The sequence below is a fragment of the Sphingomonas sp. P4_G3 genome, from assembly GCF_056401105.1.
The window spans coordinates 218,060-243,673 of the sequence record NZ_JBFUJZ010000004.1 but is presented as its reverse complement, the minus strand read 5'-3'; the positions used below and the strand labels follow the sequence as shown (position 1 = coordinate 243,673).

22 protein-coding genes are annotated in these 25,614 nt (G+C 65.4%); 5 read left to right on the top strand and 17 right to left on the bottom strand.

Annotated elements, in window-relative coordinates; all coding sequences use genetic code 11:
* Positions 1 to 31: 31 nt before the first annotated feature.
* The 8 genes from AC1DQQ_RS12980 to rpsB form a co-directional block, all read right to left on the bottom strand.
* Positions 32 to 1,165: a M50 family metallopeptidase gene (locus AC1DQQ_RS12980; protein ID WP_478045540.1), complete on the bottom strand. Its 1,134-nt coding sequence runs from the start codon at positions 1,163 to 1,165 to the stop codon at positions 32 to 34.
* Positions 1,162 to 2,319, bottom strand: a complete 1,158-nt coding sequence (locus AC1DQQ_RS12975) for a 1-deoxy-D-xylulose-5-phosphate reductoisomerase (protein WP_478045421.1) — start codon at positions 2,317 to 2,319, stop codon at positions 1,162 to 1,164. The genes AC1DQQ_RS12980 and AC1DQQ_RS12975 overlap by 4 nt, the downstream gene beginning before the upstream one ends.
* The gene (locus AC1DQQ_RS12970; protein ID WP_478045420.1) at positions 2,316 to 3,131 is read right to left on the bottom strand and encodes a phosphatidate cytidylyltransferase; all 816 of its coding nucleotides are present in this window, start codon (positions 3,129 to 3,131) and stop codon (positions 2,316 to 2,318) included. The genes AC1DQQ_RS12975 and AC1DQQ_RS12970 overlap by 4 nt, the downstream gene beginning before the upstream one ends.
* Positions 3,128 to 3,847, bottom strand: a complete 720-nt coding sequence (locus AC1DQQ_RS12965) for an isoprenyl transferase (protein WP_478030465.1) — start codon at positions 3,845 to 3,847, stop codon at positions 3,128 to 3,130. Before AC1DQQ_RS12965 ends, AC1DQQ_RS12970 begins: the two co-directional genes overlap by 4 nt.
* Before the next feature lie 20 nt (positions 3,848 to 3,867).
* Entirely contained in the window at positions 3,868 to 4,425 is a 558-nt protein-coding gene (gene frr / locus AC1DQQ_RS12960; protein WP_478030105.1) for a ribosome recycling factor, read from the bottom strand.
* 3 nt (positions 4,426 to 4,428) lie between these two features.
* Positions 4,429 to 5,151, bottom strand: coding sequence for a UMP kinase (gene pyrH, locus AC1DQQ_RS12955; protein ID WP_478030104.1), 723 nt, complete (start codon positions 5,149 to 5,151; stop codon positions 4,429 to 4,431).
* Between the two features lie 126 nt (positions 5,152 to 5,277).
* Complete coding sequence (gene tsf, locus AC1DQQ_RS12950) at positions 5,278 to 6,210, bottom strand: translation elongation factor Ts (RefSeq protein WP_066819764.1); 933 nt, start codon at positions 6,208 to 6,210, stop codon at positions 5,278 to 5,280.
* Between the two features lie 87 nt (positions 6,211 to 6,297).
* Positions 6,298 to 7,155 carry a 30S ribosomal protein S2 gene (gene rpsB / locus AC1DQQ_RS12945; RefSeq protein WP_478045419.1) on the bottom strand — a complete coding sequence of 286 codons (858 nt, stop codon included), beginning with the start codon at positions 7,153 to 7,155 and terminating at the stop codon, positions 6,298 to 6,300.
* A gap of 347 nt (positions 7,156 to 7,502) precedes the next feature.
* Here rpsB and AC1DQQ_RS12940 point away from each other — a divergent pair, with 347 nt between their 5' ends.
* Positions 7,503 to 7,730, top strand: a complete 228-nt coding sequence (locus tag AC1DQQ_RS12940) for a hypothetical protein (protein ID WP_478045418.1) — start codon at positions 7,503 to 7,505, stop codon at positions 7,728 to 7,730.
* Here AC1DQQ_RS12940 and pssA read toward each other — a convergent pair.
* Positions 7,672 to 8,478: a CDP-diacylglycerol--serine O-phosphatidyltransferase gene (gene pssA, locus AC1DQQ_RS12935; protein WP_478045417.1), complete on the bottom strand. Its 807-nt coding sequence runs from the start codon at positions 8,476 to 8,478 to the stop codon at positions 7,672 to 7,674. The two genes, AC1DQQ_RS12940 and pssA, sit on opposite strands and share 59 nt — an antisense overlap.
* Positions 8,475 to 9,194, bottom strand: a complete 720-nt coding sequence (locus AC1DQQ_RS12930) for a phosphatidylserine decarboxylase (protein ID WP_478045416.1) — start codon at positions 9,192 to 9,194, stop codon at positions 8,475 to 8,477. The genes pssA and AC1DQQ_RS12930 overlap by 4 nt, the downstream gene beginning before the upstream one ends.
* Before the next feature lie 142 nt (positions 9,195 to 9,336).
* Between AC1DQQ_RS12930 and AC1DQQ_RS12925 the strand changes: the two genes are divergently transcribed.
* A complete protein-coding gene (locus AC1DQQ_RS12925) occupies positions 9,337 to 10,557 on the top strand; it encodes an NADP-dependent isocitrate dehydrogenase (RefSeq protein WP_478030098.1) in 1,221 nt (406 codons plus the stop codon).
* A 385-nt stretch (positions 10,558 to 10,942) separates the two neighbouring features.
* Positions 10,943 to 11,986, top strand: coding sequence for a substrate-binding domain-containing protein (locus AC1DQQ_RS12920; protein ID WP_478045415.1), 1,044 nt, complete (start codon positions 10,943 to 10,945; stop codon positions 11,984 to 11,986).
* 32 nt (positions 11,987 to 12,018) lie between these two features.
* Here the strand turns inward: AC1DQQ_RS12920 and AC1DQQ_RS12915 are convergent, their stop codons facing one another.
* Complete coding sequence (locus tag AC1DQQ_RS12915) at positions 12,019 to 13,218, bottom strand: FAD-dependent oxidoreductase (protein ID WP_478045414.1); 1,200 nt, start codon at positions 13,216 to 13,218, stop codon at positions 12,019 to 12,021.
* 38 nt (positions 13,219 to 13,256) lie between these two features.
* Here AC1DQQ_RS12915 and AC1DQQ_RS12910 point away from each other — a divergent pair, with 38 nt between their 5' ends.
* The gene (locus AC1DQQ_RS12910; RefSeq protein WP_478045413.1) at positions 13,257 to 15,014 is read left to right on the top strand and encodes a cation:proton antiporter domain-containing protein; all 1,758 of its coding nucleotides are present in this window, start codon (positions 13,257 to 13,259) and stop codon (positions 15,012 to 15,014) included.
* Here the strand turns inward: AC1DQQ_RS12910 and aac(6') are convergent.
* Both aac(6') and alaS read right to left on the bottom strand, forming a co-directional pair.
* Positions 15,009 to 15,452: an aminoglycoside 6'-N-acetyltransferase gene (gene aac(6'), locus AC1DQQ_RS12905; protein WP_478045412.1), complete on the bottom strand. Its 444-nt coding sequence runs from the start codon at positions 15,450 to 15,452 to the stop codon at positions 15,009 to 15,011. The two genes, AC1DQQ_RS12910 and aac(6'), sit on opposite strands and share 6 nt — an antisense overlap.
* Positions 15,452 to 18,097 carry an alanine--tRNA ligase gene (alaS, locus tag AC1DQQ_RS12900; protein ID WP_478045411.1) on the bottom strand — a complete coding sequence of 882 codons (2,646 nt, stop codon included), beginning with the start codon at positions 18,095 to 18,097 and terminating at the stop codon, positions 15,452 to 15,454. The genes aac(6') and alaS overlap by 1 nt, the downstream gene beginning before the upstream one ends.
* Positions 18,098 to 18,196: 99 nt before the next feature.
* Between alaS and AC1DQQ_RS12895 the strand changes: the two genes are divergently transcribed.
* Complete coding sequence (locus tag AC1DQQ_RS12895) at positions 18,197 to 19,873, top strand: hypothetical protein (protein ID WP_478040884.1); 1,677 nt, start codon at positions 18,197 to 18,199, stop codon at positions 19,871 to 19,873.
* On the opposite strand, the gene AC1DQQ_RS12890 is transcribed toward AC1DQQ_RS12895, so the two are convergent.
* The 4 genes from AC1DQQ_RS12890 to AC1DQQ_RS12875 are packed head-to-tail and all read right to left on the bottom strand — an operon-like array spanning position 19,870 to position 25,451.
* Positions 19,870 to 21,366, bottom strand: coding sequence for a Ppx/GppA phosphatase family protein (locus tag AC1DQQ_RS12890; RefSeq protein ID WP_478045410.1), 1,497 nt, complete (start codon positions 21,364 to 21,366; stop codon positions 19,870 to 19,872). The genes AC1DQQ_RS12895 and AC1DQQ_RS12890 overlap by 4 nt on opposite strands.
* A 7-nt stretch (positions 21,367 to 21,373) precedes the next feature.
* Positions 21,374 to 23,545, bottom strand: a complete 2,172-nt coding sequence (locus AC1DQQ_RS12885; protein ID WP_478045409.1) for an RNA degradosome polyphosphate kinase — start codon at positions 23,543 to 23,545, stop codon at positions 21,374 to 21,376.
* A complete protein-coding gene (locus AC1DQQ_RS12880) occupies positions 23,542 to 24,186 on the bottom strand; it encodes an HdaA/DnaA family protein (RefSeq protein WP_478045408.1) in 645 nt (214 codons plus the stop codon). Before AC1DQQ_RS12880 ends, AC1DQQ_RS12885 begins: the two co-directional genes overlap by 4 nt.
* Positions 24,183 to 25,451 carry a heavy-metal-associated domain-containing protein gene (locus tag AC1DQQ_RS12875; protein ID WP_478045407.1) on the bottom strand — a complete coding sequence of 423 codons (1,269 nt, stop codon included), beginning with the start codon at positions 25,449 to 25,451 and terminating at the stop codon, positions 24,183 to 24,185. Before AC1DQQ_RS12875 ends, AC1DQQ_RS12880 begins: the two co-directional genes overlap by 4 nt.
* Between the last annotated feature and the right edge of the window lie 163 nt (positions 25,452 to 25,614).

Below are 25,614 nucleotides of genomic sequence, written 5' to 3'. Positions count from 1 at the left end.
TTACGGGCGCGCCCGCCCTGCCCTAACCGCTTCAGCCGATCAACCCGGCGAGATGCTGCCACAAGCCCACCTTGCCCAGATCGTTGAACGTCACGACCAGGAACAAGCACAGGATCGCCGCCAGCCCGCCGCGAAAAGCCCATTCCTGGATCGCCGGCGTCACCGGACGCCGCCGCACAGCCTCGATCGCGTAGAACAGCAAATGCCCTCCGTCGAGCATGGGGACTGGCAAGAGATTGATGAACCCCAAATTAATGGAGATGATCGCGACCAGCCAGATGAAGTCCGGCCAGCCCATGCTGAGCTGCTCGCCGGAGAATTTCACCATGCCGACGACGCCTGACATGTCCTTAATCGGACGGCGGCCGGAGATCAGCTGGCCAAGGCCCTGGCCGGTCTGCCTGACCAGCGCCCAAAGCTCCCTGGCAGCGACACCCGGTGCCTGCAGCGCGCCGACTCGCACGAACACAGGCTGGGCGGCGCGAACCCCCAGCATCCCGATATCGCCTTCGTTGCCGAACTTGTCCTTGACGTGTCGCTTGCCGATCACCGTGTCGCTCGCCATCGCGACGCCGTTGCGATCGAAATCGATTCTGACCCGCTCGCCGGCGCGAAGCTGGACGTAATAGGCCAAGTCCTCGAAAGTCTCGACCGCGCGTCCACCCAACGCAGTGATTTTGTCCCCCGCCTTCAAGCCCGCGGCGGCGGCGGCACTGCCCGCTTCCACACCGGCCACGGTCGAAGGCGTGCGATTGTCGCCATAGGCCAGCGCGAATCCCATCAGGATCAGCAAAGCGAGGAAGAAATTGGTCACCGGACCGGCCAGCACGACGACCGCGCGCTGCCACAAGGGCTTGGCCTGGAAGGTACGGGCGCGTTCCGCGGGCGGTAGCGCCAGCCAGGCGGGGTCCGGTTGGCTTGCGGGGTTCATGTCGCCGGCGAAGCGAACATAGCCCCCGAGCGGAATCCAGCTCAGCTTCCAGCGGGTCCCGCTTCTGTCGGTCCAGCCGGTGATCTCCGGGCCAAATCCGATCGAGAAGACTTCCGACTTGATGCCGAACAGCCGAGCGGCGAGGTAATGACCAAGCTCGTGAAAGAAGACGAGCGGCCCCAGCAACAGCGCGAAGCCGACTATGTACAGGATCAGGCTGGGACTCTGCATCAGGTAACGCAATCCTCTACACGCTCGCCCGCGATGGTACGCGCTTCATCATCTATAGCCAGTACGTCGTCCAGTGTCTCGGGCGCGGGCGGATCGTAGCCGTCGAGCGTATCGGCGACGATTGCGGCAATTTCGAGGAACCCGATTTTCCCGGCCAGAAAAGCCGCCACCGCGATCTCGTTGGCGGCGTTGAGGATCGCCGGGCGTGCGCCGCCCGCGGTCAGCGCGCGCCGCGCCAGCGCCAGCGCCGGAAAACGCCGGTCGTCGGGCGCTTCGAAATCCAGCCTGCCGACCGCGACCAGGTCGAGCGGCGCCATCGGCGTCGCCATCCGTTCGGGCCAGGCGAGGCAATAAGCGATCGGGGTGCGCATATCGGCCGGCCCGAGCTGCGCGAGCACCGATCCGTCGGCATATTCGACCAGCGAATGGACCAGCGACTGGCGATGCACGATGATCTCGATACGGTCCGGATCGACCGGAAACAGCCGTGCCGCCTCGATCAGTTCGAGACCCTTGTTCATCATCGTCGCCGAATCGACCGAAATCTTGGCGCCCATCGTCCAATTGGGATGCGCTACCGCTTGTTGCGGCGTGACGTCTCGCATGCGCTCCAGGCTCCAATCGCGAAACGGCCCTCCGCTGGCGGTCAGGATGATGCGGCGGACGTGTTTCGCCTGGGCCCGATCGAAACATTGAAAGATCGCATTGTGCTCGGAATCGGCAGGCAACAGCGTCGCACCGAAACGCCGCGCTGCGTCGACCACCAATTCTCCTGCCGAAACCAGCGGTTCCTTGTTGGCGATCACCACCGTGCCGCCCTGCTCCACCGCCGCCATCACCGGCTGCAGCCCGGCGCAGCCGACGATCGCCCCGACGGTGAGATCGGCCCCCGACCGCGCAGCATCGCACACCGCTAGCACGCCGCCCGCGACGTTGGTGTCGGTGCCGCGTAGTGCCTCGCGCAGGGCCGGTAGGCAGCTCTCGTCCGCGACCACCGCCAATTCGGCGCGCGTTCGCCGCGCTGCCGCTGCAAGGCGCTCGACGTCGCAATTGGCGGTCAGCGCCCGCACGCTGAAACGATCGGGCTCACGCTCGATCAGGTCGAGCGTCGATGTGCCGACCGACCCGGTCGCACCTAGAATGGTAACGGTCTTCACGGGCGCCAGACGTAGAGCAGAGGAACGATGACGATCAGGAACGCGGCGGCCGGCGCTACCGGCACCAGCCCGTCGAGCCGGTCGAGCACGCCGCCATGGCCGGGGAACAACGCCCCGCTATCCTTCCTTCCGGCTCGGCGTTTGAGCCAGCTTTCGAACAGGTCGCCGCCTTGGGCGAGCAACGCCAGGAAGGGAGTCGCCAGCGTCAACCGCACCGCGAGGCCGTATTGCCAATGGAGGAACCACCCGAATGCGGTCGCCAGTGCGATGCCGCCGATCAGGCCGGCCCAGGTCTTGTTAGGGCTGATCGTCGGCGCGAGCTTCGGCCCGCCGATATGTTTGCCCGCGAAATAGGCTCCGATGTCGCACATCCAGACCAAAGCCAGCGTCCACAAAGTGTAGATCAGCCCGAACTCACGGTTTTCGCGAATGACCAGCAAGGCCAGGACCGGCACGCCGACATAGATAATGCCGAGCCCAAGCGCGCGCGGCTTGAACACCGCGGTGACGAACACAGTCGCCGCACCGACGATTCCTAAAGCGAACCAGCCCGGCCCCCAGGTGGCGGGCGACATCACGGTCAGCGGGACAACCAGGGTCAGCATCGCGCCGCGCTTGTCGCGAGCCGTGGCGCCGGCCAAATCCGCCCATTCGGCGATCATGACCATCGCCATCGCCGCGACGACCAGCCAGAATATCCATCCGCCAAGCACCACCGCGGCCAGCGCCAGCGCCATCAGGCCCAGGCCCACCGCCGCGCGGATCAGCAATTCGGGAGGGCGCTTCGACGAGCGCGTGCGACGGTCGCTCACAGGCCTCCGAAACGACGTTGGCGCCGCCCGAAAGCGGCAATCGCCTCGCTCAACGTTTCCGCATCGAAATCGGGCCACAGCGTGTCGACGAACAGCAATTCGGCATAGGCCGCCTGCCACAGCAGGAAGTTCGACAGTCGCTGCTCGCCCGAGGTGCGGATCAACAAATCGAGCGGCGGCAGATCGTGCGTGTCGAGCAGGCTTTCGATCGCCTGGGTATCGATCTCCTCGATCGCCATGGCGCCGTCGCGGACACGACGCGCGAGTTCCTGGGCAACACCGGCTAGTTCGGCCTGCGATCCGTAATTGAGCGCGATCGCCAGCAACGGGCCGGTGTTCGCCGCAGTACGTCCGGTCGCGTCGTCGATCATCGCGACCAGATCGGGGGAGAAGCGGCGATAATCGCCGATCACCCTCAGCCGCACATTCTCGCGGACAAGCTCGTCGAGATCGCTACGGATGAAATGCCGCAGCAATCCCATCAGATCGCCGACTTCTTCCTCGGGGCGGCGCCAGTTCTCCGACGAGAAGGCATAGAGCGTCATCGCCTCGATCCCCATCGCGCGAGCGGCGCGGGTGACCTTGCGGACCGCCTCGACGCCCTGGCGATGCCCCGCGATACGCGGCAAATGGCGCTTCTTCGCCCAGCGCCCATTGCCGTCCATGATGATGGCGACATGGCGCGGCAGCACCGCGCTGGAAGCGGCCGGCGCCATATCGGTGACGGCCACCGGCGTCACTGGCTCAGGATTTCCTTTTCCTTGGCCGTGGCCACCGCGTCGATGTCGGCGATCGTGCTGTCGGTCACCTTCTGCACGTCGTTCTCATGCCGCTTGCGCTCGTCTTCCGAATAGACGCCCTTCTTCTCATCGGTCTTGAGCGAATCCATTCCGTCGCGACGAACGTTGCGCGCCGCAATCCGCGCCTTTTCGGCATATTGACCGGCCAGCTTGGCGAGTTCCTTGCGGCGCTCCTCGGTCAGATCGGGGATCGGCAGGCGCAGCGTATTGCCGTCGTTGATCGGGTTCAGCCCCAGACCAGCCGACCGGATCGCTTTTTCGACCGGACCGATGTTCGATTTGTCCCACACCTGGACCGACAGCATCCGCGGCTCGGGCGCCGAGACGGTTGCGACCTGGTTGAGCGGCATATTCGATCCGTACACCTCGACCGTCACCGGATCGAGCAACGCGGTCGACGCCCGGCCGGTGCGCAACCCGCCGAGATCGTGCTTCAGCGCTTCGACCGCACCCGCCATGCGGCGTTCGATATCGGCCTTGTCATAGGCGGCCATGTGTCATCCTTCCTTCTGTACCACCGTCGAGACGCCCTCTCCGCGCAACACCGAGGCGAGATTGCCCGGCTCGCGGATGTTGAACACCACGATCGGAATGTTGTTGTCGCGGCACAAGGCGATCGCGCTTGCGTCCATGACTTTGAGATTGTCCGCGAGCACCGTGTCGTAACTCACGGTTTCGTAACGCTTTGCCGCCGGATCCTTCTTGGGATCGGCATTGTAGACGCCGTCGACCGACGTGCCCTTGAACAGCGCGTCGCAATTCATTTCGGCGGCGCGCAACGCAGCACCGCTGTCGGTCGTGAAGAATGGCGAGCCGACGCCGGCGGCGAAGATCACCACTCGTCCCTTTTCCAGGTGGCGCATCGCACGGCGTCGAATGAACGGCTCGCACACCGACTGCATCGGGATCGCCGACTGCACCCGCGTATCGACGCCGACCTGCTCGAGCGCGTTCTGCACCGCCAGCGCGTTCATCACCGTCGCCAGCATGCCCATATAATCGGCGGTCGCCCGCTCGATGCCCTTCGCTGCGGCCGACAGGCCGCGGAAGATATTGCCCCCGCCGACCACGACACACAATTCGTGCCCCGCGTCCTTGGCGTCCTTGATCTCGCCGGCGACGCGCGCGGTCACCTCTGGATCGATCGCCAGGCCCCCCTCACCCATCAGGACCTCGCCCGAGAGTTTCAGGAGGATGCGTTTATAGGCGGGGCTGGACATCTACACCTTCGGGGTCGTGAAGTGGCGCGGACCTTAGGAGCGCTGCGCTCCGAAGCCAAGCGGTTAGCGGATACGAAAAAGGGCCGCGCCTCACGACGCGGCCCCTTCTTCCTTCGAGACGTCGAATCAGGCCGGCTGGGGCACGCCCGACGCCGCCGCGACTTCCGCCGCGAAGTCCGATTCTTCCTTCTCGATGCCTTCGCCGAGCTGGAAACGGACATAGTCCTTCAGCGCGATCGGCGAACCGGCTTCCTTGGCGGCCGCGGCGACCACGTCGGAGATCTTGGTCTTGCCGTCCATCACGAACAGCTGGCTGACCAGGGCATTCTCCTTGCGATACTTGGCGATCGCGCCGTCGACCATCTTGGCGACGATCTCGGCGGGCTTGCCGCTTTCCGACGCCTTTTCCTGGGCGATCGCGCGCTCGCGCTCGATCACTGCCGGGTCGAGGTCTTCCTCGTTGAGCGCCAGCGGGAACGCCGCCGCGATGTGCATCGCCAGCTGCTTGCCGAGCGCTTCGAGCTTGTCGGCCGGAGCCTCGCTCTCGAGCGCGACGAGCACGCCGATCTTGCCCAGGCCCGGCGCCTGCGCGTTGTGGACATAAGGCACGACCGCGCCCTTCGACACTTCGAGCTTCTTTGCGCGGCGCAGCGTCTGATTCTCGCCGATCGTCGCGATATTGTTGGTCAGCACTTCCTCGACGGTCTTGCCGCCCAAAGATGCCGCCTTGATCGTCGCGATGTCATCGCCCAGTTCGAGCGCGACCGAGGTCACGTCGCGGACGAAGGTCTGGAACTGATCGTTCTTGGCGACGAAGTCGGTTTCCGAATTGACTTCGACCGCAGCACCCTTGGTGCCCGAAACCTCGACACCGACCAGACCTTCGGCCGCGGTGCGGCTCGATTTCTTGGCGGCGGCCGCGAGGCCTTTGGTGCGCAGCCAGTCCAGCGCGGCGTCCATGTCGCCGCCGGCTTCGCCAAGCGCCTTCTTGCAGTCCATCATGCCCGCGCCGCTCTTCTCGCGCAGGTCCTTGACCATTGCTGCCGTGATGTCGGCCATGTCTTCGATCCTTCTAGTCAGAATGTAGTTGCGGGCGAGGCGGGGCGTTGTCGCCCTACCCCGCCCGCATGACGGTTAGGCGACGGCTCAGGCGTCGATCTGACGCTCGCCCTCGGCGGCCAAGTCGGCTTGCTGCGCCGCGTCGGCGACGACCGGCTCGGCGTTGAGGGCTTCCTCGGCCGGGGCCGGTTCGCCGGTCAGCGCTTCCTCGACCGGCGCTTCGACCTGGGCACCCAGATCGACACCGGCATTGGCCTGGCGCTGCTGGCCGCCACGAGTCGCGGCGATGGCGATCGCCTCGCAATAGAGGCGGATCGCGCGAGCGGCGTCATCGTTCGCCGGAACCGGGAACGCGATGCCGTCGGGCGAAACGTTCGAATCGAGGATCGCCACGACCGGGATACCCAGCGTGTTGGCTTCCTTGATCGCCAGCTCTTCCTTGTTGGCGTCGATCACGAACATCACGTCGGGAACGCCGCCCATGTCGCGGATGCCGCCGAGCGAGAGCTCGAGCTTGTCCTTCTCGCGGGTGAGCTGGAGCACTTCCTTCTTGGTCAGGCCGTGCGTGTCGCCCGAAAGCTGCTCTTCGAGGCTCTTGAGGCGCTTGATCGAGTTGGAAATCGTCTTCCAGTTGGTGAGCATGCCGCCCAGCCAGCGGTGGTTGACGAAATGCTGACCGGCGCGGCGCGCGGCGTCGGCGATCGGCTCTTGCGCCTGGCGCTTGGTGCCGACGAACAGGACCTTGCCGCCCGACGCGACCGACGAGCTGACGAATTCGAGCGCACGCGCGAACAGCGGCACGGTCTGCGACAGATCGATGATGTGAACGCCGTTGCGGTCGCCGAACAGATACGGCTTCATCTTCGGGTTCCAGCGGTGGGTCTGGTGGCCGAAATGTGCGCCCGTTTCGAGCAATTGCTGCATGGTGACGACAGGTGCCGCCATAGGGATAACTCCTTCCGGTTGTTCCTCTGGGAAGCGGGGACCGAAAATCCTGTAAGTCCCCTCGCCAATCATGGCGGAGGCAGGTCCGGCACCGGGTTATGATGCTTCCCATGCGGGTTTGAGGCGCGGCCCCTAGTCCAAAGTCCGGACAAAGGCAAGCGGCTCAGGCGCACGCTCGCCGGACTTGGGTCGGCCCGCACAGCTGTATTCACGCTATGTTCCGATTTTTCGCTTGACGACCGGAACATCAACAGAACATACAGCGGTCATCCACAGGACGCGGAACATCTGAATCGCCGGACGGTTGGTTCAACCTGGATCGCGCTCCGTCCAAAGGGGAAGTCGCAATGTTCACGCTCGTTGCTGTCCTGATGTTCGCCGGTGCGCTGGTCGCGGCGGGCGCGACCATTTATTCGACCGTCGTCCCGGCATTGCCCAGCATCCAGGCCGCGCTTGCTGGCAAGGGGCGCGGGTCGATCGTTCCGCCACTGCCGCCGCGTCATGCCGCGACGACGATCAGGGTGACGGTGCGCTCGGTTTCGGCGCAGCCGAGATATTGGCGCGCTGCCGCCTGATTCGGGCATAATTGCGCGCGCTAAACGGGATCAGCCCGAGATAGACCAGGCAGAGCCCAACCAATGTCGGCCATGGGGCAGAAATCAACGCCGCCCCGATCGCGACGATCACGGCCAACGCCTCAAAGCGGATGTTGCGCCTCAGCCTGAGCGAAGACCAGCCATAAGTCGCGATGCTTGAGATCATCAGGAACGCGATAAAGGCCATCCACGGCGCCACCAGCCAAGGTGAGCGCAGCCACTGCTCGCCAGTGATGAACCACAAATAGAGCGGCAGCATCGCGCCGATCGCTCCCGCGGGCGCGGGAATACCGGTCAGATAGCCGGCAGCCTTGCGCGGCTGTTCGGTGGCATCGATCTGGGCGTTGAACCGCGCCAGCCGCAACGCGCAGAACACCGCGAACAGCAAGGCGCAGATCCAGCCGAAGCGCGGCGCGTCGGTTAGCGACCAGAGATAGAGGATCAGCGCCGGCGCTACCCCGAACGAGATGGCGTCGCTGAGCGAATCAAGCTCGGCGCCGAACCGGCTCGTCCCGCGCAGCATCCGTGCGACCTGCCCGTCGACACCGTCGAGCACGCTGGCGGCGAGGATCATCACCACCGCCATCTGCCAGTCGCCGGCAATCGCGAAGCGCACGCCCGTCAGCCCCGAACTTAGCGCCAACGCGGTCAGCGCGTTGGGCGTGATCGTCCTGAGCGGCAGGCCCGTGGCCGGCCGTCTCAGCCGTCGCGGGCGCGGCGGTTTCACTGGGTCACGCCGCTCATCGTCTCGCCACCGATCCGGCCGATGATCGTCTCGCCCGCGATGGTGCGCTGACCGAGGATCACCTGGCAGGCAGTGTCGGCGGGCAGAAACACATCGACCCGGCTGCCGAAACGGATCAGTCCGATGCGCTGGCCAGGCGCGACCATATCGCCTTCCTTGACGAAGGCGACGATCCGGCGCGCGACGAGGCCGGCGATCTGGGTGAAGCCGATCAGCCGGCCGTCCTTGCCCTCGACGACGAGGTGCTGGCGCTCATTCTCTTCGCTCGCCTTGTCGAGGTCGGCATTGAGGAACTTGCCCGAGATATAGACGACGCGGCGGATGATCCCCTGGATCGGCGTGCGATTCACATGGACGTCGAACACGCTCATGAAGATCGAGACGCGGATCAGCGGCGTCGTGCCGAGGATGTCGAGCTCCGCCGGCGGCACCACAGGCTGGATCATCGTCACCAGGCCGTCGGCGGGCGCGATCACCAGACTGTCGTCGCGCGGCGTGACCCGGATCGGATCGCGGAAGAAGGCGGCGACACCCAGCGTCAGGAACGCCAGCGGCCAGAACAGGACTTTCCAGATGACCAACGACAGCAATGTCGCGACGGCGGCGATGATGACATAGCGGCGCCCTTCCGGGTGCATTGCCGGAAAGCGCCACTTGACGGTGGTCGTGCCGATTTCCGGCGGATCGAGTGAAGGCATGCGCGCCGTCTAACCGTGTTGCTTGTGCGGTACAATGCGCGGGAAGCAGGTCAGGCTCCCTGGGCGGCACAAGGGTACGGCGCTTGACCCTCCTCCCCGCTTCACCCTAGAGGCCCGACCAAACCCCATCAGGAAAGCGGATATGGCGAAGATCAAGGTGAAGACGCCCGTCGTGGAGATCGACGGCGACGAAATGACGCGGATCATCTGGGAATGGATCCGCGAGCGCCTGATCAAGCCCTATCTCGACATCGACCTCGATTATTACGATCTCGGCATCGAGCATCGCGACGCGACCGACGACAAGGTCACCGTCGACAGCGCCAAGGCGATCCAGAAATACGGCGTCGGCGTGAAATGCGCGACGATCACTCCCGACGAGCAGCGCGTCGAGGAATTCAGCCTCAAGAAGATGTGGAAGTCGCCCAACGGCACGATCCGCAACATCCTGGGCGGCGTCGTGTTCCGCGAGCCGATTGTGATCTCAAACGTTCCGCGCCTGATCCCCGGCTGGACCAAGCCGATCGTGGTTGGCCGCCACGCCTTCGGCGACCAGTATCGCGCGACCGACTTCCGCGTTCCCGGCCCCGGCAAGCTGACCATGACCTGGGTCGGCGACAATGGCGACAAGATCGAAGAGGAAGTGTTCCAATTCCCCTCGTCGGGCGTCGCGATGGGGATGTACAATCTCGACGATTCGATCCGCGATTTCGCCCGCGCCTCGATGCATTACGGCCTCAACCTGAAATGGCCGGTGTATCTGTCGACCAAGAACACCATCCTCAAGGCCTATGACGGCCGCTTCAAGGATCTGTTCCAGGAAGTGTTCGAGGCCGAGTTCGCCGACAAGTTCAAGGAAGCGAACATCACTTACGAGCATCGCCTGATCGACGACATGGTCGCCAGCGCGCTCAAATGGTCGGGCGAGTTCGTCTGGGCCTGCAAGAATTACGACGGCGACGTCCAGTCGGACCAGGTCGCGCAGGGCTTCGGCTCGCTCGGCTTGATGACCTCGGTCCTGCTCTCGCCCGACGGCAAGACGGTGGAGGCCGAAGCGGCGCACGGCACCGTCACGCGCCACTATCGCCAGCACCAGCAGGGTAAGGCGACCTCGACCAACCCGATCGCGTCGATCTTCGCCTGGACCGGCGGTCTGAAATATCGTGGCAAGTTCGACGGCACGCCGGACGTCACGCGCTTCGCCGAGGAACTGGAAAAGGTCTGCATCGAGACCGTCGAGAGCGGCAAGATGACCAAGGACCTGGCGCTGCTGATCGGCCCCGATCAGGCGTGGATGACCACCGAACAGTTCTTCGAAGCGGTCCGCGAGAACCTCGAAACGCGGATGGCGACCTGGGCGTGAGGTGACGCCCAATCCTTCTCCCCTTGTGGGAGAAGGATTGCGAAGCTTGGCGGCGTGCCGCCTAGCGCAGCTTGGATGAGGGGAGCGGCGCTTCAGCGCCGCGCGAGCCTTTGGCTCGCCCCCTTATCCTCCCACTCGGCTCCGCCGAGCGGGCCCCTCCCGCATCAGGTAAACAGCGCCCCGCGCTGTTTAGGTCATGCCGGGGCATGACCGACCTGATGCGCCCGTAAGGTGGAGAGGGTTTATATCCCGACTATTTCGCTCGCCGGGAGGCTCCCCTGGCGACGCACACCCCACAAAGCCTGTCACACAGCGGTCACGCCCAAGGCGCAGAACGCGGGCAACGGGATCGCGTTACCTGTCATACAGGTAGCTGGATGGGGGAATGACGATGCGTGGTCGACTTGGTGTATTGGCCTTCGCGGCCTTTCCAGCCCTCGGCCTGGCGTCCTGCGGCAGCGAGTCCGATCCAATCCGGTCAGCGGGATCCTCGACGGTCTATCCCTTCACCAAGGCCGTGTCGGACGCCTTTGTTCAGGCGAAGAGCGGACGGAAGGCGCCCGTCGTTGAATCGACCGGGACCCAGGCCGGGATCATGCGTTTCTGCGAAAGCGCGGGACCCGTTTCCTTCGATATCGCCGACGCCTCGCGCCGGATGAAGCGCGTCGAATTCGAGCGCTGCCAGAAGAACGGCGTGGGAGACATCATCGAGGTCGCGATCGGCCTCGATGGCCTGGCGCTCGCCGAATCGAACCAGGGACCCAAGATCCAGCTGAGCCGCAAACAAATCTATCTCGCGCTGGCGGCAAATCCGATGGGCAAGCCGAACACCGCCAAGACCTGGAAGGACGTCGATCCGAAGCTCCCGGCGATCCCGATCCAGGTGCTGGGCCCACCCACGACCAGCGGCACGCGCGACGCGTTCGTCGAACTGCTTCTCCAACCGGGCTGTTTCGAGGCAGTGCCGACCGCTAAGGCGATGCAGACCTCGGGCGACCCGGCCGACTTCGATCGCATGTGCCGCCAGATCCGCGGCGACGGCCCGTACGTGGTGCAAGGCGAGAACGACAGTCTCATCGTCAAGGGCCTGGAAAGCAATCCGAACGCGCTTGGCCTGTTCGGCTATTCCTACCTCGAACAGAATGCGAGCCGGTTGCATGGCGTGCCGATCGATGGCGTCGCCCCCAACTATGACGCTATCTCCAGCGGCAAATATCCCGGCGTCCGGACACTGTACCTCTACGTCAAGAAGAAGCATCTGAAGCCAAAACCAGAGCTCCAGGCCTTCCTCGACACGTACGCGTCGATGTGGGACCCCAACGGCCCGCTCGCCAAACATGGCCTGATCGCGATGTCTGAAAGCGGCCGCAAGCGCTCCGCCAATGCGATCAAGGAGCAGTACGTGCTGGATTCGTCGCAGCTGTTTTGAGGCGGGCGACCGGCGGGGCGAGTTGTCCCCTGCTACTTTGCCTCGGGCGACCGAACGTGCTCGGGGCGGAAGCCCATGCCGATGATCTGCGCGGGAATGCGCCGCAACAGCGGGATGCGATCGAGCAGCTTCGCTGCCAATGGCGGGGCGTCCATCGGCTCTGTGCTGGCGAGCAGTGGCGCGATGATCGTGTCCTGGACCATCTTCTGCATCCCCTGGGTCAGCTTGACCGCGCGGATGCGGCGGTCGTGGACCTTGTGCAGCAAGGGATCGGGGTCCTCTCCCGCCGCCATCGGCGCCGCGAGGACATTCGCGGTGGCGACCGCATCCTGCACCGCCAGGTTGATCCCGACGCCGCCGATCGGCGACATAGCGTGCGCAGCATCGCCGATCACGAGCAAGCCCGGGCGGTCCCATTTGTCCAGACGGTCGACCGTCACGGTGAGCAGCTTGACGTCGTCCCAGCTCGTCACGCTTTGATCGACCGTCGCGGTTTCCGGTCCGATCGCACGGACACGGGCGCGGAAGGCGTCGAGACCCTCGCCCCTGATCTTCTCGGCGCCACCTTTGGGGAAGACGAAGGCGCATTGATAATAATCGCCGCGGTCGATCAGGACGAACAGGGTGCCGGTGTCGAACACGCCCATCGTGTCGTTGTCGGGATTGGCGATCTTGGGGATGCGAAACCAGAAGACGTCCATCGGCGCGCCGATCACGGTCGTGGGCAAGCCGTCGCGGTGCCGCGAATCGCGGCCGTCCGCAGCGATCGTCAATCGTGCGCGGATTTCTTCGCCTTCGCCTGTCCTGACCCCGCGGACGCGCCCGTCTTCCTCGATCAAGTCGACGCCTTCGCAGCTCTGCCGCAGGTCGAACGCTGGATACCGCCGTGCCGCATCGGCGACGAAATCGAGGAAATCCCATTGCGGCATCAGCGCGACATAGGGTGCCGGGACGTGGAGATGCGTCAGGTCGACGATCTGCATGTCGCGACCGGCGATCCGTGCGCTCAGCCGCTCGATCTTCTGATGCGGGCGCTGGAGCAACTCGTCGAGCAGGCCGAGTTCGCTGAAGATGCGCAGGGTCGATGGATGGACCGTGTCGCCGCGAAAATCGCGCAGGAAGTCCTTGTGCTTTTCGAGCACGATCGTCTTCAGCCCGGCGCGCGCGAACAGCAACCCGGCCACCATTCCCGCCGGCCCGCCGCCGATGATGCAGATATCCGTTTCAGTCATGACCTGACAAACTCCCTTCGGCCTGCTTTGATGCCGGCATGGCGATTGGTCTCGACAATAAAGGGTTCAGCGATGCGCTGGTGATTCTCGGTGCCGCAGGCATCGTGATCCCGGCGTTCGCGCGGTTCAAGGTCAGTCCGGTGATCGGGTTCATCCTGGTCGGCATGCTGGTCGGTCCCGCTGGCCTGGGCGCGTTGGTCGGACAGCAGCCGTGGCTCTACCACATCACCATCTCCGACCCGCATGCCATCGAGCCGTTCGCGGAGTTCGGCATCACGTTGCTGCTGTTCTCGATCGGGCTCGAGCTCTCGCTGAAAAGGCTCTGGGCGATGCGCGGTGCGGTGTTCGGGATTGGCGCCGCCGAATTGCTGGGCTGTGCCGCGGTGATCGGCGTGGCGTTGCTGGTCACCGGAAATCCCTGGGGAGCGGGTCTGGGCCTTGGCCTGGCGTTGGCGCTGTCGTCGACGGCGCTGGTGCTGCCGATCGCAGGGACGACCAGTCCGGTGGGTCGAATCGCCTTCGCGATGTTGTTGTTCGAGGATCTGGCGCTGGTGCCGATCATCTTCGGCCTGGGCGCGATGGGCGGGCGCGGCGGAGACATTGTCAGCGTCCTGGCCTGGGGTGCTGTGGCGATCGCCGCGATTTTCCTGTTTGGCCGGTTCGTGCTGCCGCGGCTGTTCGCCCAGGCCGCACGGACCAAGAGCCCCGAGCTCTTCCTGGCGATCTCGCTCTTGGTCGTGATCGTCGCGAGCCTCGCCACCACCGCCGCCGGCCTGTCGCCGATCGTCGGGGCGCTGCTGGCGGGCGTGCTGATCGCCGAAACCGAATATCATAACGAAGTCGAGGTCATTACCGCGCCGTTCAAGGGGCTTGCCCTCGGCGTGTTCCTGATCACTGTCGGGATGAGCCTGAGCCTCGACACGCTGATCGATCATTGGGGCGATTTCGTGCTGGCCTTGCTCGGCGTGGTCGCGGCCAAGTCGATCGTCACCTTCGCTTTGCTCAAACTGTCCAAGGCGCGCAACGGCGTCGCCGCCGAAACCAGCCTCCTGATGTCGAGCCCATCCGAGACGACGTTGATCGTGCTCGGCACGGCCGCCGGTGCCGGGCTCATCGCACCACAGGATGCGGCCTTCTGGCAGACGGTTACCGCGCTCGGGCTGACGATCACGCCGGCGCTTGCCGAGATCGGCCGCCTGGTATCACGCCGTCTGGAAGCGCGCGAGCGCCTCGCGCCCGACCTCCAGCTGGCCGAAGAAGGACCAGGCACGGTGGTGATCGGCTTCGGGCGCGTCGGCCGGATGGTCGCCGACATGCTGCGCGAGCATAACCAACCCTATATCGCGGTCGAGGCCGACATCGATGCGGTCAATGCGGCCCGGCACGAAGGCTATACCGTGCTGTTCGGCGACGTATCGCGCGGCGAGCTGGTCGATCGCCTCAATCTCGGCCGTGCCAAGGCGCTGGTGCTGACGATGGACGATCCGGTGCTGACGGCGCGATTGACCAAGCGCGTGCGCGGATGGGTTCCCAGCCTGACGATCGTCGCCCGCGCTCGCGATGCGTCCCATGCCGCGGAGCTGTATCGGGCGGGCGTCACCGACGCCGTGCCCGAAACGCTCGAGAGCTCGTTGCAATTGTCAGAGGCGGTGCTGGTCGAACTGGGCGTCGCAATGGGCCCCGTGATCGCCTCGATCCACGAAAAGCGCGACGAATTGCGCAAGTCGATCAAGGAAGAAGCTGGGCTCGATCGCGAGCCGCGGCTGCGGCGCGTCAGGAGGCCCGACCCCTCATAACGGCTTGCTGAAGCACACCACCCGCTCCTGCTCGGCAAAACCGATCGCGCGGTGGAAGGCGTGGCTGTCGAGATTGTCGATCAGCGCATCCGAGGCGAATTCGGTGCAGCCTTTGGCGCGGCCCCAATCGGCCACTGCCTCAACCAGGGCCGCGGCGACGCCCCGCTTGCGGTGATCCGGCGCGACGAAAATGCCTTCGAGGAACACCACTGGCGAGGTTGAGGTGCCGTTGACATAATCATGGCGCAGCGTCGCTTCGGCGAACCCGATCACAGCACCGTCATCGCTACGCGCGACGATGTTGAACTGCTCCGGATCGGCGGCCGCCAGCCATTCGGCTGCCTGCTTGTCGAGGGCCTCCTCATCAGGCCATAAAGCGACGCGCAACGGAACCCAGCCCGCCAGCGTCTCCGCCGAAACGGGCTCGATCCGCAGCATCAGCCAGCCAGCGCCGCCCGGATCGCCGCGACAGCCTCATCACCCTTGCTGCCATCGGGACCACCGCCTTGCGCCATGTCGGGACGGCCGCCGCCGCCCTGGCCGCCCAGCACCTCGACTGCCTTGCGCAGCAGATCGACCGCGTTGAAGCGGCCGGTCAGATCGTCGGTCACGCCGACCGCGATCGAGGCGCGGCCGTCATTGACCGCGACCAGCACCGCGACACCCGACCCGATCCGCGCCTTGGTCTCGTCGACCGCACCGCGCAGACCCTTGGCCTCCAGTCCTTCGACCACCTGGCCGACGAAGTTGATGCCGTTGACCTGTTCGGGCCCAGCCGGGGCAGCACCGCCTCCGCCGCCCAGCGCCAGCGCCTTCTTCGCTTCGGCCAGTTCGCGCTCCAGCCGGCGGCGGTCCTCGACCAATGCCGCGACACGTGCCGGCACTTCATCGGGTGTGGCCTTGAGCACGGCGGCCGTCTCACGCAGCTTTTCGTCGCGGCTGGCGAGATAGGCGCGCGCCGCTTCGCCGGTCAGCGCCTCGACGCGGCGAACGCCCGACGACACCGCGCCCTCGCTCACCAGCTTGAACAGCCCGATATCGCCGGTCGCATTGACATGCGTGCCGCCGCACAATTCGAGGCTGTAGATCTTCTGCCCGTCGCGGCCCATCGACACGACGCGGACCTCGTCGCCATATTTCTCACCGAACAGCGCCATCGCGCCCTCCTCGATCGCCTCTTCAGGAGTCATCAAGCGCGTCGAGACGGCGTCGTTCTGGCGGATATAGGCATTCACATCGGCCTCGACCTCGGCCAGCCGCGCCGGATCGATCGCGGTCGGTTGCGAGAAATCGAAGCGCAGGCGTTCGGGCGCGACCAGCGATCCCTTTTGCGCGACATGCGTGCCGAGCCGCTCGCGCAACGCCGCGTGAAGCAAATGGGTCGCCGAATGGTTGGCGCGGATCGCGTTGCGGCGCTCGCCGTCGACCACAAGGTGGATGGCATCGCCGATCGCGATTTCGCCCGCCTCAATCTTGGTGCGATGCGCCCAGAGCCGGCCAAGGTGCTTCTGTGTGTCGAATACGCGGCCCTTCAGTCCCTTGTCGTTGGTCGCGAGCCCGGCGTCGCCCACCTGCCCGCCACTCTCGGCGTAGAACGGCGTCTGGTTAAGCACAATGTCGACCTCGTCGCCGGCAGCCGCCTTGTCGACGCGCGCGCCGTCCTTGATCAAGGCGACGACTTCGCCCTCGCCTTCCTCCGACGTGTAGCCGATGAATTCGGTGCCGCCCTTTTCCTCGACCAGATCGTACCAAAGCTCGTCCGACGCCTTCTCGCCCGATCCCTTCCAGGCGGCGCGCGCCGCGCGCTTCTGCTCGGCCATCGCGGCGTCGAAGCCTTCGCGGTCGACCTGCAGGCCCTGGGCGCGCAACGCATCCTCGGTCAGGTCATAGGGAAAGCCGAACGTGTCGTAGAGCTTGAACGCGGTCTCGCCGGCCAGGGTCGAGCCCTGCGCCATGCCCGCGGTGGCCTCGTCAAGCAGTTTGAGCCCCTTGTCGAGCGTGCGGCGGAACTGCTTCTCTTCCTGCTGCAATGTCGCCTCGATCAGCGGCTGCGCGCGGATCAGTTCGGGGTAAGCGGCGCCCATTTCGGCGACGAGCGCCGGCACCAGCCTGTGCATCAGCGGATCCTTGGCTCCCAGCAGATGCGCATGCCGCATCGCGCGCCGCATGATGCGCCGGAGCACATAGCCGCGGCCTTCATTGGCCGGCAGCACGCCGTCGGCGACGAGGAAACCCGACGAGCGCAAATGATCTGCGATCACGCGATGGCTCGCCTGCTGCTCACCGACCGCCTTGGTGTGGGTCAGCGCCTCGGACGCGGCGATTAGTGCCTTGAACGTGTCGGTGTCGTAATTGTCATGCACGCCCTGTAGCACCGCGGCGACGCGCTCGAGCCCCATGCCGGTGTCGATCGACGGCTTGGGCAGGTTGCCGACGATCTCATTGGCTTCCTGCTCGAACTGCATGAACACCAAATTCCAGATCTCGACGAAGCGGTCGCCATCCTCGTCCGGCGATCCCGGCGGGCCGCCGGGAATATGGTCGCCATGGTCGAAGAAGATTTCCGAGCACGGGCCGCACGGGCCATTGTCGCCCATCGCCCAGAAATTGTCCTTGGTCGCGATACGGATGATTCGTTCGTCGGGCAGGCCGGCGATCTTCTTCCACAGATCGAACGCCTCATCGTCGGTATGATAGACGGTGACGGTCAGCCGGTTGGGGTCGATCCCCCATTCCTTGGTCAGCAGCCCCCAGGCGAGCGTGATCGCGCGCTCCTTGAAATAATCGCCGAACGAGAAATTGCCGAGCATCTCGAAAAAGGTGTGGTGGCGCGCGGTGTAGCCGACATTGTCGAGATCGTTGTGCTTGCCGCCGGCGCGGACGCATTTCTGGCTCGACGTCGCGGTCGAATAAGGCCGCGATTCGAGGCCGGTGAAGACATTCTTGAACGGCACCATGCCCGCATTGACGAACATCAGCGTCGGGTCGTTCTGTGGTACCAACGGCGCCGATTGCACGGCGGTATGGCCGTTGGCGGCGAAGTAATCGAGAAAGCTGCGGCGGATGTCGTTGGTCGAGGTCATGGCCGCGACTTAGGGGACAGGCGAGCGCTACTCAAGCCGATGGTGCGCGGATGCGAACAGCGATATCATGCGCAAGCGTTCCGATTGGGGAAATGGACGATGCGCCTCTCGCTCCTGGCCTTACCGCTGCTCGCGCTGATCCCGGCATCCGTTGGCGAAGCGACGATGCGGCCGAGCGCCGCCGACTTGCTCGCCAGCATCCCGATTTGTGGAGACGAGTTGCCGGTCGGCGCGACCCCTCAACTCTATCCCGGGTACGGCAAGGGCGGTTTCCCGATTTCTACCGCCAATACGCGCGCGCAGGCATTCTTCGACAACGGCATGCAGCTTGCCCATGCCTTCGCGCACGGCGCGGCCAGCGCCGCCTTTGCGGAGGCGGCCAAGCTCGATCCGAAGTGCGCGATGTGCGAATGGGGGGCTGCGTGGAGCGACGGGCCGACGATCAATTTCCCGATCGGCGCCGAGCAACAGAAAGCAGCGCTCGCCAAGGTGCTTACGGCCGAGAAGCTGCTGACGCCGCAATCGCCGCAGCGCGAGCGCGATCTGATCGCCGCGCTCAAGCTTCGCTATGTGGAAGGCGGCGGCAAGGGCGCGGGAGACCTCGCCTTCGCGAAAGCGATGGATGCGCTGACTTTGCGGTATCCGCAGGACGACGAGATCGCGACGATCGCGGCCGATGCGTGGATGATCCCGACGGCACTGACCAGCGGCACCGCCAATCTGCCGCGTGCCGTGGCGCTGCTCGAGGGCGTGCTCAGGCGCAGCCCGGACTACACGCCCGCGATCCACTTCTACATCCATGCCACCGAGATGAGCGGTTTCCCCAAGCGTGCGGAACCCTATGCCGACAAGCTTGGCAGGCTGGCGCCGGCGTCGAGTCATCTGATCCACATGCCATCGCACACTTTCTATTGGGTCGGCCGCTATCAGGATGCCGCCGACGTGAACGTCACCGCGGTCGACCTCGGCCAAAGCGACGCGCGGATCGCAGGACTGATCAAGCCCGGCCAGGTCTGGATGCTCCCCTATCACGGCCATAACGTGCAGTACGGAGTCGGCGGCGCGCTGATCTCGGGCGACGGCAAAGCGGCGCTCGCGCTGAGCGATCCGCTGATCGCGGCGACCGCCAACCTGCCCGATCCCGGCAATCTGTTCCTCCAGATGGGAGTCGGCACCGCCTATTTCGCCGAAGGCCGCTTCGCCGACCCGGCCAAGGTGCTGGCCCTGGCCGATCCCGGCGAGAAACAAGCCTATGTCCGGCAATATTGGCTTTATGCGCGCGGCGAAGCGCAGGCCCGACTGGGCAATGCCGCGGGCGTGCGCGCCGAACGCGCCAAGATCAGCTTGCCGCCGCTTCCCGCCAAGCCGGACGATCTGGCCTATCAATCCCGGCAACTCGTGCGGATCGCGCAGCTAGTGCTCGATGGCCGCGCGGCGATGATCGACAAGCGGCCCGATGTGGCGGCACGCGCCTATCTCGCCGCCGCCAAGCTCGACGAAGCGCGATTGATGAAGACGCTGAGCGATCCGCCGGCCTGGTGGTACCCGGTGCGCCGCAGCTACGCCGCCGCGTTGCTCGCGCAAGGCAAGCCGCGCGCGGCCCTCAAACAGGCATCGCGCGTCCTGGCGCGGCGATCGAACGATCCGGTCGCGCTGTCCATTCGCGCAGACGCCGAGGAGGCGCTGGGCATGAAGGATGCGGCGGCGGCCGATCGGGCGGCGGCGCTGCGCGATTGGCGAGGCGATAAGGCGCAATTAGCGCCCGCGCTGGCCTAGCTCGTCAGCAGCGGCGTGCGGTCGCAGATGGCGGCAAGCGCCGCGTGGCGCTTCTGCACCGCCTCGCCGTAAAGCGCGATATCGTCCGGCGCGAGATGCAAGATCAGCGCCGAGCCGTCCTCGCCCAGTTTCGAACGCTCCAACGGTCCGGCAACACCGCCCGACAGGCGCTGTCCCAGGCGCATCGCCAATCCCCATTGCGCGGCGCGCCTGAGGTCTTGCACCGGCGCTAGCACATTGAGCGGTTCGGGCGTGCCGGCGCCGCCGCCTAGCGACGTCCATAGCGCCTGCGCGATCAGCGCGCGGCCGCGCCCATCGACCGCCACCCAATTACCGTGGAGCGCGATCTCGACACCGCGTTCGGCGCGGAATTCGGGATTGGCGTGCCAGCCGACATCGGCAAGCAGGCAGGCGGCGCGGCGCAACCGCTCCATCGCCGGCGCATCCTGAAACAACGGCGAGATCCAGCGGTCGAGCAAGTCGCCATGTTCGGGGAAACGGCCGAGCCGCCTCCCCTCCTCGCGCGTGGCGACGATCAGCGGATCCTGCAGGCGCGTTTCGGCATCGAGCGCTTCGTAGAGCAATCCTTCGCGCAGCCCGAAGCTGGAGACGATCGTGCGATCGCTCTTGAGGTGGCGAAGCAGCGCGGCGAGTAGCGCCGCCGCGTCGTTAAGCATCGGCGCGCGCTGCGACGAGATCCCCGGTACGGCTTTGAGCGTTCCCTTGCCGCTGTGGCTGACGCTGCGCACCAGCCGGCCGATCGTCGCGGGCGACATGGCATAATGCTGGATGACGGGCAGCGGATAACGCCGCAGGTTCATGTCGAGCCGCGCGAGGCTACGCCATGACCCGCCGACCAGATAGAGCGGCAGACCCTTGCCCTTGCCCGACCAACCGGCCTGATCGACCAGCTTGGCGACGCGGCGATCGATCATTCCCTTGCCCTTGGCACGGAGCGCCGCGATGCGCAGCACGCCGAGGGGGAATGATACGCGATCGCGAATTTCGCCTTTCTTGACGCGCACAAGTTCCAGGCTGCCGCCTCCAAGGTCGCCGACGATCCCATCAGCGTCGGGAATGGCGGACAGCACGCCCATCCCGGCCGCGGTGGCTTCCTGTTCGCCCGACAGCAATTCGACCGGAAGCCCGATCCGCGCCGCGGCATCGAGCAGGATGTGTCCGTTGGAAGCGTCGCGCACGGCGGCGGTGGCCACCGTCCTCAGGCTTTCGACTTCCATCTCACGGGCCAGCGCAGAAAAGCGTTCGAGCGCTTCGATCGCGAGTTCCAACCCCTGTGGAGCCAATTGCCCGGTTTCACCGAGCCCCCGCCCCAGCCCCGCCATGACTTTCTCGTTAAACAGCGGCGCGGGCAGCCGCGGCGGCCCTTGATAGACGACCAGACGGATCGAGTTCGAGCCGATGTCGATGATGCCCGTGCGGGGCTGCCCAGCAACCGGCTCGGCCTGGGGTTTGCGGAAAAGAAGGGTTGCCATCGCGTCGCTAACGCCGTCGCGTCAGCGAGAGTTTCGGAACTGCCCCGCCCTCGAGCGCGGCACCGCGGCCCGATAGCGACGGATTGGTCATGAAGTAGCGATGGAGGTTGAACGGCCGCGGCCCCGGTTCGATTCGGTCATAGGTGCCGTCGGCGTGGAGCACCCAACTCTGTTCGGTATCGATCAGGTTGGCGACCATCACCTGGTCGAGAATCTGGTCGTGCACGGTCGGATTGAGGATCGGCAGCATATATTCGACCCGACGGTCGAAATTGCGCGGCATCCAGTCGGCCGACGAGATGAATATCTTGGCGCCATCATTGGGCAACGCCTTGCCGTTGCCGAAACACCAGATCCGGCTGTGCTCGAGAAAGCGACCGATCACCGACTTGACCCGGATATTCTCCGACATGCCCGGCACGCCGGGCCTGAGGCAGCAGATGCCGCGGATGATCAGGTCGATTTCGACGCCGGCGTTGGACGCTTCATATAACTTCTCGATGATCGCCGGGTCGACCACCGAGTTCATCTTGGCCCAGATCGCGCCGGGCCGGCCTTCATTGGCATTGGCGATCTCGCCATCGATCAACGCGGTCAGCCGCGTGCGCATGTCACGCGGCGAGATCCCGATCTGGCTCAACACCGGTTCGACATAGCCGGTGACGTAATTGAAGATCTGCGCGGCATCGCGGCCGAGCTCGCGATCGGCGGTGAAGAAGCTCAGGTCGGTATAGATGCGCGCGGTGACGGGATGATAATTGCCCGTCCCGAAATGGCAGTAGGTGCGGTACTCGCCGCCCTCGCGCCGGACCACCATCGAGACCTTGGCGTGGGTCTTCCAGTCGAAAAAGCCATAGACCACCTGAACGCCGGCGCGTTCGAGCGCGGAGGCCCAGAGCAGATTCTGCTCTTCGTCGAACCGCGCCTTCAGCTCGACCACCGCGGTCACCGACTTGCCCGATTCGGCCGCCGCGATCAGCGCGTTGATCACCGCCGACTGCTTGCCGGCGCGATAGAGCGTCTGCTTGATCGCGACCACGTCGGGATCGGCCGCCGCTTGCTTGAGGAATTCAATCACCACCTCGAACGTCTCATAGGGGTGATGGACGACGATATCCTTGGCCTTGATCGCCGCGAAACAATCGCCGCCGAATTCGCGGATGCGTTCGGGAAAGCGCGGGCTGAACGGCACGAATTTCAGATCGGGCCGGTTCTCGTCGATGATCGCTTCGAGATCGTGGACGCCCAGGAAGGCCCCGCTTTCGGTGACGAAGGCATCGCCCCCCGCCAGTTCCTCGCGCAACACCACGCCCAATGCCTCGGGCATGCCCGATTCGAGCTCGAGCCGGATCACCCGGCCGCGCCGCCGCCGCTTGATCGCATTGGCGAAGTAACGGACCAGATCCTCCGCCTCTTCCTCGATCTCGATATCGCTGTCGCGCAGGACGCGGAATTCAGCCGCGCCGTTCACCGCGTAGCCGGGGAAGATCAAGGTCGAGAAGCGCTTCACCAGCGATTCGACCGCGACATAGCGCGCCGGCTCGCCGGGCAATCGAACGAATCGCGCCATCGCCGCCGGCAGCATGACCAGTTCGCGGATCATCTCGCCGTCCGAGGCGCGCGTCAGGTCGAAGATCACCGCCAGCCCCTTATTGGGCATGAACGGAAACGGATGCGCGGGATCGAGCGCCTGTGGCGTCAGGATCGGGAAAATCTGTTCGCGGAAGTGTTTTTCGAGCCAGGCCGCCTCGTCCGCGGTGACTGCTTCGTCGATCTGCCGCGAGCCCAGCACATGGACACCAGCCTCGCCCAGTTGGTGACGCAGGTCTCGCCAGACGTTGCGCTGATCCTCGACCAGCGAATCCGCGCCGGCGACGATCACGGCGAGTTGCTCGCGCGTAGTCAGGCCATCGGGCGAGCGGCGTTCAACCTCCTGCTTCTGCTGCCCCATCAGGCCGGCGACACGGACCATGAAGAATTCGTCGAGGTTGGAGCCCGATATCGACAGGAACCGCACGCGTTCGAGCAGGGGATGCGCGGTATTGCACGCTTCCTCGAGCACGCGACGGTTGAACGCTAGCCAGGACAGCTCGCGATTGAAATAGCGTTCGCCACTCTCCCCGCTTTCGAACGGATCGTCGTCATTGGCGAGGCGCGCGATATGAGCGGGGCGAGTCATTGTTCACCTTGTTCGGCGTTGTCGGCTGCGGACGGTCGGGCGATGATTCCCGCCTCGGCCAGTGTGGCCCTTGCCAGTGGGATCGACAAGCGCTTGCGGCGTTCGAGCACTTCCTGATCGAGCACGTCGACAACACGTTCCACCGCAATGAAGCTGCGTTCGAGCCGCGCGATCAGCCATTGGATCAGGTCGGGCCGCGCATCGAGGCCGCGCCGCAGGAACTGGCGTTCGAGCAGCGCTTGCATCAGCGCGTCGTCGGGCGCGCCGATCTCCGCGATCGGGCTGGCGGCGAGGCGTGAGCGCAGATCGGCGATGCCGACTTTCCACACCGGTGGCGCCGCATTGGCGACGAACAATTGCGGACGGCGCGCGGCCTGGGCGTCGTTCCAGGCGTGGAACAACTCCTTTTCGGGCCGAAGATCGGCGTCATCGACGATCCTGCCGCCGCTCCGGCTGGCGAAGACGCGCGCCAGCAGGCTGCGCCCGGATTTGCGCGGACCGACCAGCAAGGCGGTCATCACCGGCCAGGTTCCCCAATGTTCGAGCTGGTGAAAGGCGTGCGCATTGGACGGCGTGACGAGGAACTCGTCGTCGCCCGGTCCGGGCGGCCAAGCCAGCGGCAGGCCGAATTGCTGGCTCATCCGGTCGGTCGGTCTTCCGACGGGACGGCCGGCGGCGGCGAGGACGGCCGCCGGATCCTGAGCGTCGCGCCGCTGCGGCCGACCTGGAAACCGCGCGCTTCGAGCGCCGACGCCAACGCCGCCGGATCGCCGCTATAATTGAGCCGCATCACCGACACACCGCCGATCGCCATGCTGGTGGTGTTGGCGCCGCTGACGCCCGGCACACCGCGGACCGCGCCCTCGATAGCCGAGACCGATGCCGCGCTCGGCGTATCGAACTGGACGGTAACGGCAGCGCCTCCCGCGATCGCCGTCGTGGCGTCGGCGGTCGTCGCCTCGCCGGTCGGCGTATCGGTAGGTGTCGGGGTTGCCGTCGGCGTCGCCTGGGGCGGCGGAATATAAGCGAGGCTGGGATCGACGCCGAGCGCACCATTGCGCAGTTCGTCCTGATAGATCGTGTCGATCCGCTTCACGCCCGCGTCGAGCAGCGCCGGCACGCCGGCTTCACTGTCGACGCGCAAGGCGAATCGCGCCAGCAAATCGTTGTCGGGGCCGTGCCGCGCCTCGAACACGCCAACGACCGGCCCACCCGGCCATTGGCGATAGAGCGTGACCGAGGGCACCAGGACGTCGGCGGCGGCATATTGGTCGAGCACGCTGCGCCACCAGCCGCGATCGCGCCGGCCTGCTTGCCCCTCGTTGACCAACAGCGAATCGGCGCCGACGCCGGTCGGGCGGACGTAATCGACCGAACTGTCTCCGGCCCGGAACCGCTGCCAGGCATCCGCCCAGGCCGTTTTCTGTTCGAACGCGACCGCGCTGCCGCCGGACCATTGAACCGGAATCAGCAACATCGGTGCGGATCGCGAAATGTCGCCAACCGCGCCCATCAACCCGCCCAGCCGCGCCCGGCTGAACAGCACGCCCAGCTTGGCGATATAGCGAGTGGGGCCGATTTGCTCGTTCTGGATGACGATGCCGGTCACCATCGAATCGAGCACGCTGTCGGCAGGCACGCCGCCGCCACCGCCGTATTTCTGCGACAGCATTTGATAGGCTTTGCGCTGGGCAAGTCTCCATCCGGCGATCCGCGCGGATTCGGCATCGGGGCCGTTGACGTCGACCTCGACATTATCGACCTGATAGCTGCCCGACGCGTCAATCGGCTGGTTCATGTCGATCTTGTCGCCGCCATCGTCTTGTGCGGCGACCATCCCGGCGGCCCCGGCAAGAGCAAGGGCCGCGGCTAAAGCGGAGGCGTGGAAGAAACGGCTGCGGCGCATGTCGGCGCCCTTTTGGCGAAGCAGACGTGGAAATCCAAGCGTGTTGTCGTTTGGGCGCACWTTCACCCCTGGCGATGCCCTGGACGGAGCGGATTTTGGTGCAGGGCTAGAAGCGAGGAGGGAGCGATGCATTATGCATCGTGACCGACGAGCGACGCAGCGC

Excerpts from the sequence above, each read along its gene's own strand:
- AC1DQQ_RS12965 (WP_478030465.1), bottom strand. The coding sequence starts at position 3,847 with ATGGCGCCGGCCGCTTCCAGCGCGGTGCTGCCGCGCCATGTCGCCATC.
- frr (WP_478030105.1), bottom strand. The coding sequence starts at position 4,425 with ATGGCCGCCTATGACAAGGCCGATATCGAACGCCGCATGGCGGGTGCG.
- pyrH (WP_478030104.1), bottom strand. The coding sequence starts at position 5,151 with ATGTCCAGCCCCGCCTATAAACGCATCCTCCTGAAACTCTCGGGCGAG.
- tsf (WP_066819764.1), bottom strand. The coding sequence starts at position 6,210 with ATGGCCGACATCACGGCAGCAATGGTCAAGGACCTGCGCGAGAAGAGC.
- rpsB (WP_478045419.1), bottom strand. The coding sequence starts at position 7,155 with ATGGCGGCACCTGTCGTCACCATGCAGCAATTGCTCGAAACGGGCGCA.
- AC1DQQ_RS12940 (WP_478045418.1), top strand. The coding sequence starts at position 7,503 with ATGTTCACGCTCGTTGCTGTCCTGATGTTCGCCGGTGCGCTGGTCGCG.
- AC1DQQ_RS12930 (WP_478045416.1), bottom strand. The coding sequence starts at position 9,194 with ATGCCTTCACTCGATCCGCCGGAAATCGGCACGACCACCGTCAAGTGG.
- AC1DQQ_RS12925 (WP_478030098.1), top strand. The coding sequence starts at position 9,337 with ATGGCGAAGATCAAGGTGAAGACGCCCGTCGTGGAGATCGACGGCGAC.
- AC1DQQ_RS12920 (WP_478045415.1), top strand. The coding sequence starts at position 10,943 with ATGACGATGCGTGGTCGACTTGGTGTATTGGCCTTCGCGGCCTTTCCA.
- AC1DQQ_RS12915 (WP_478045414.1), bottom strand. The coding sequence starts at position 13,218 with ATGACTGAAACGGATATCTGCATCATCGGCGGCGGGCCGGCGGGAATG.
- AC1DQQ_RS12910 (WP_478045413.1), top strand. The coding sequence starts at position 13,257 with ATGGCGATTGGTCTCGACAATAAAGGGTTCAGCGATGCGCTGGTGATT.
- alaS (WP_478045411.1), bottom strand. The coding sequence starts at position 18,097 with ATGACCTCGACCAACGACATCCGCCGCAGCTTTCTCGATTACTTCGCC.
- AC1DQQ_RS12895 (WP_478040884.1), top strand. The coding sequence starts at position 18,197 with ATGCGCCTCTCGCTCCTGGCCTTACCGCTGCTCGCGCTGATCCCGGCA.
- AC1DQQ_RS12890 (WP_478045410.1), bottom strand. The coding sequence starts at position 21,366 with ATGGCAACCCTTCTTTTCCGCAAACCCCAGGCCGAGCCGGTTGCTGGG.
- AC1DQQ_RS12885 (WP_478045409.1), bottom strand. The coding sequence starts at position 23,545 with ATGACTCGCCCCGCTCATATCGCGCGCCTCGCCAATGACGACGATCCG.
- AC1DQQ_RS12880 (WP_478045408.1), bottom strand. The coding sequence starts at position 24,186 with ATGAGCCAGCAATTCGGCCTGCCGCTGGCTTGGCCGCCCGGACCGGGC.
- AC1DQQ_RS12875 (WP_478045407.1), bottom strand. The coding sequence starts at position 25,451 with ATGCGCCGCAGCCGTTTCTTCCACGCCTCCGCTTTAGCCGCGGCCCTT.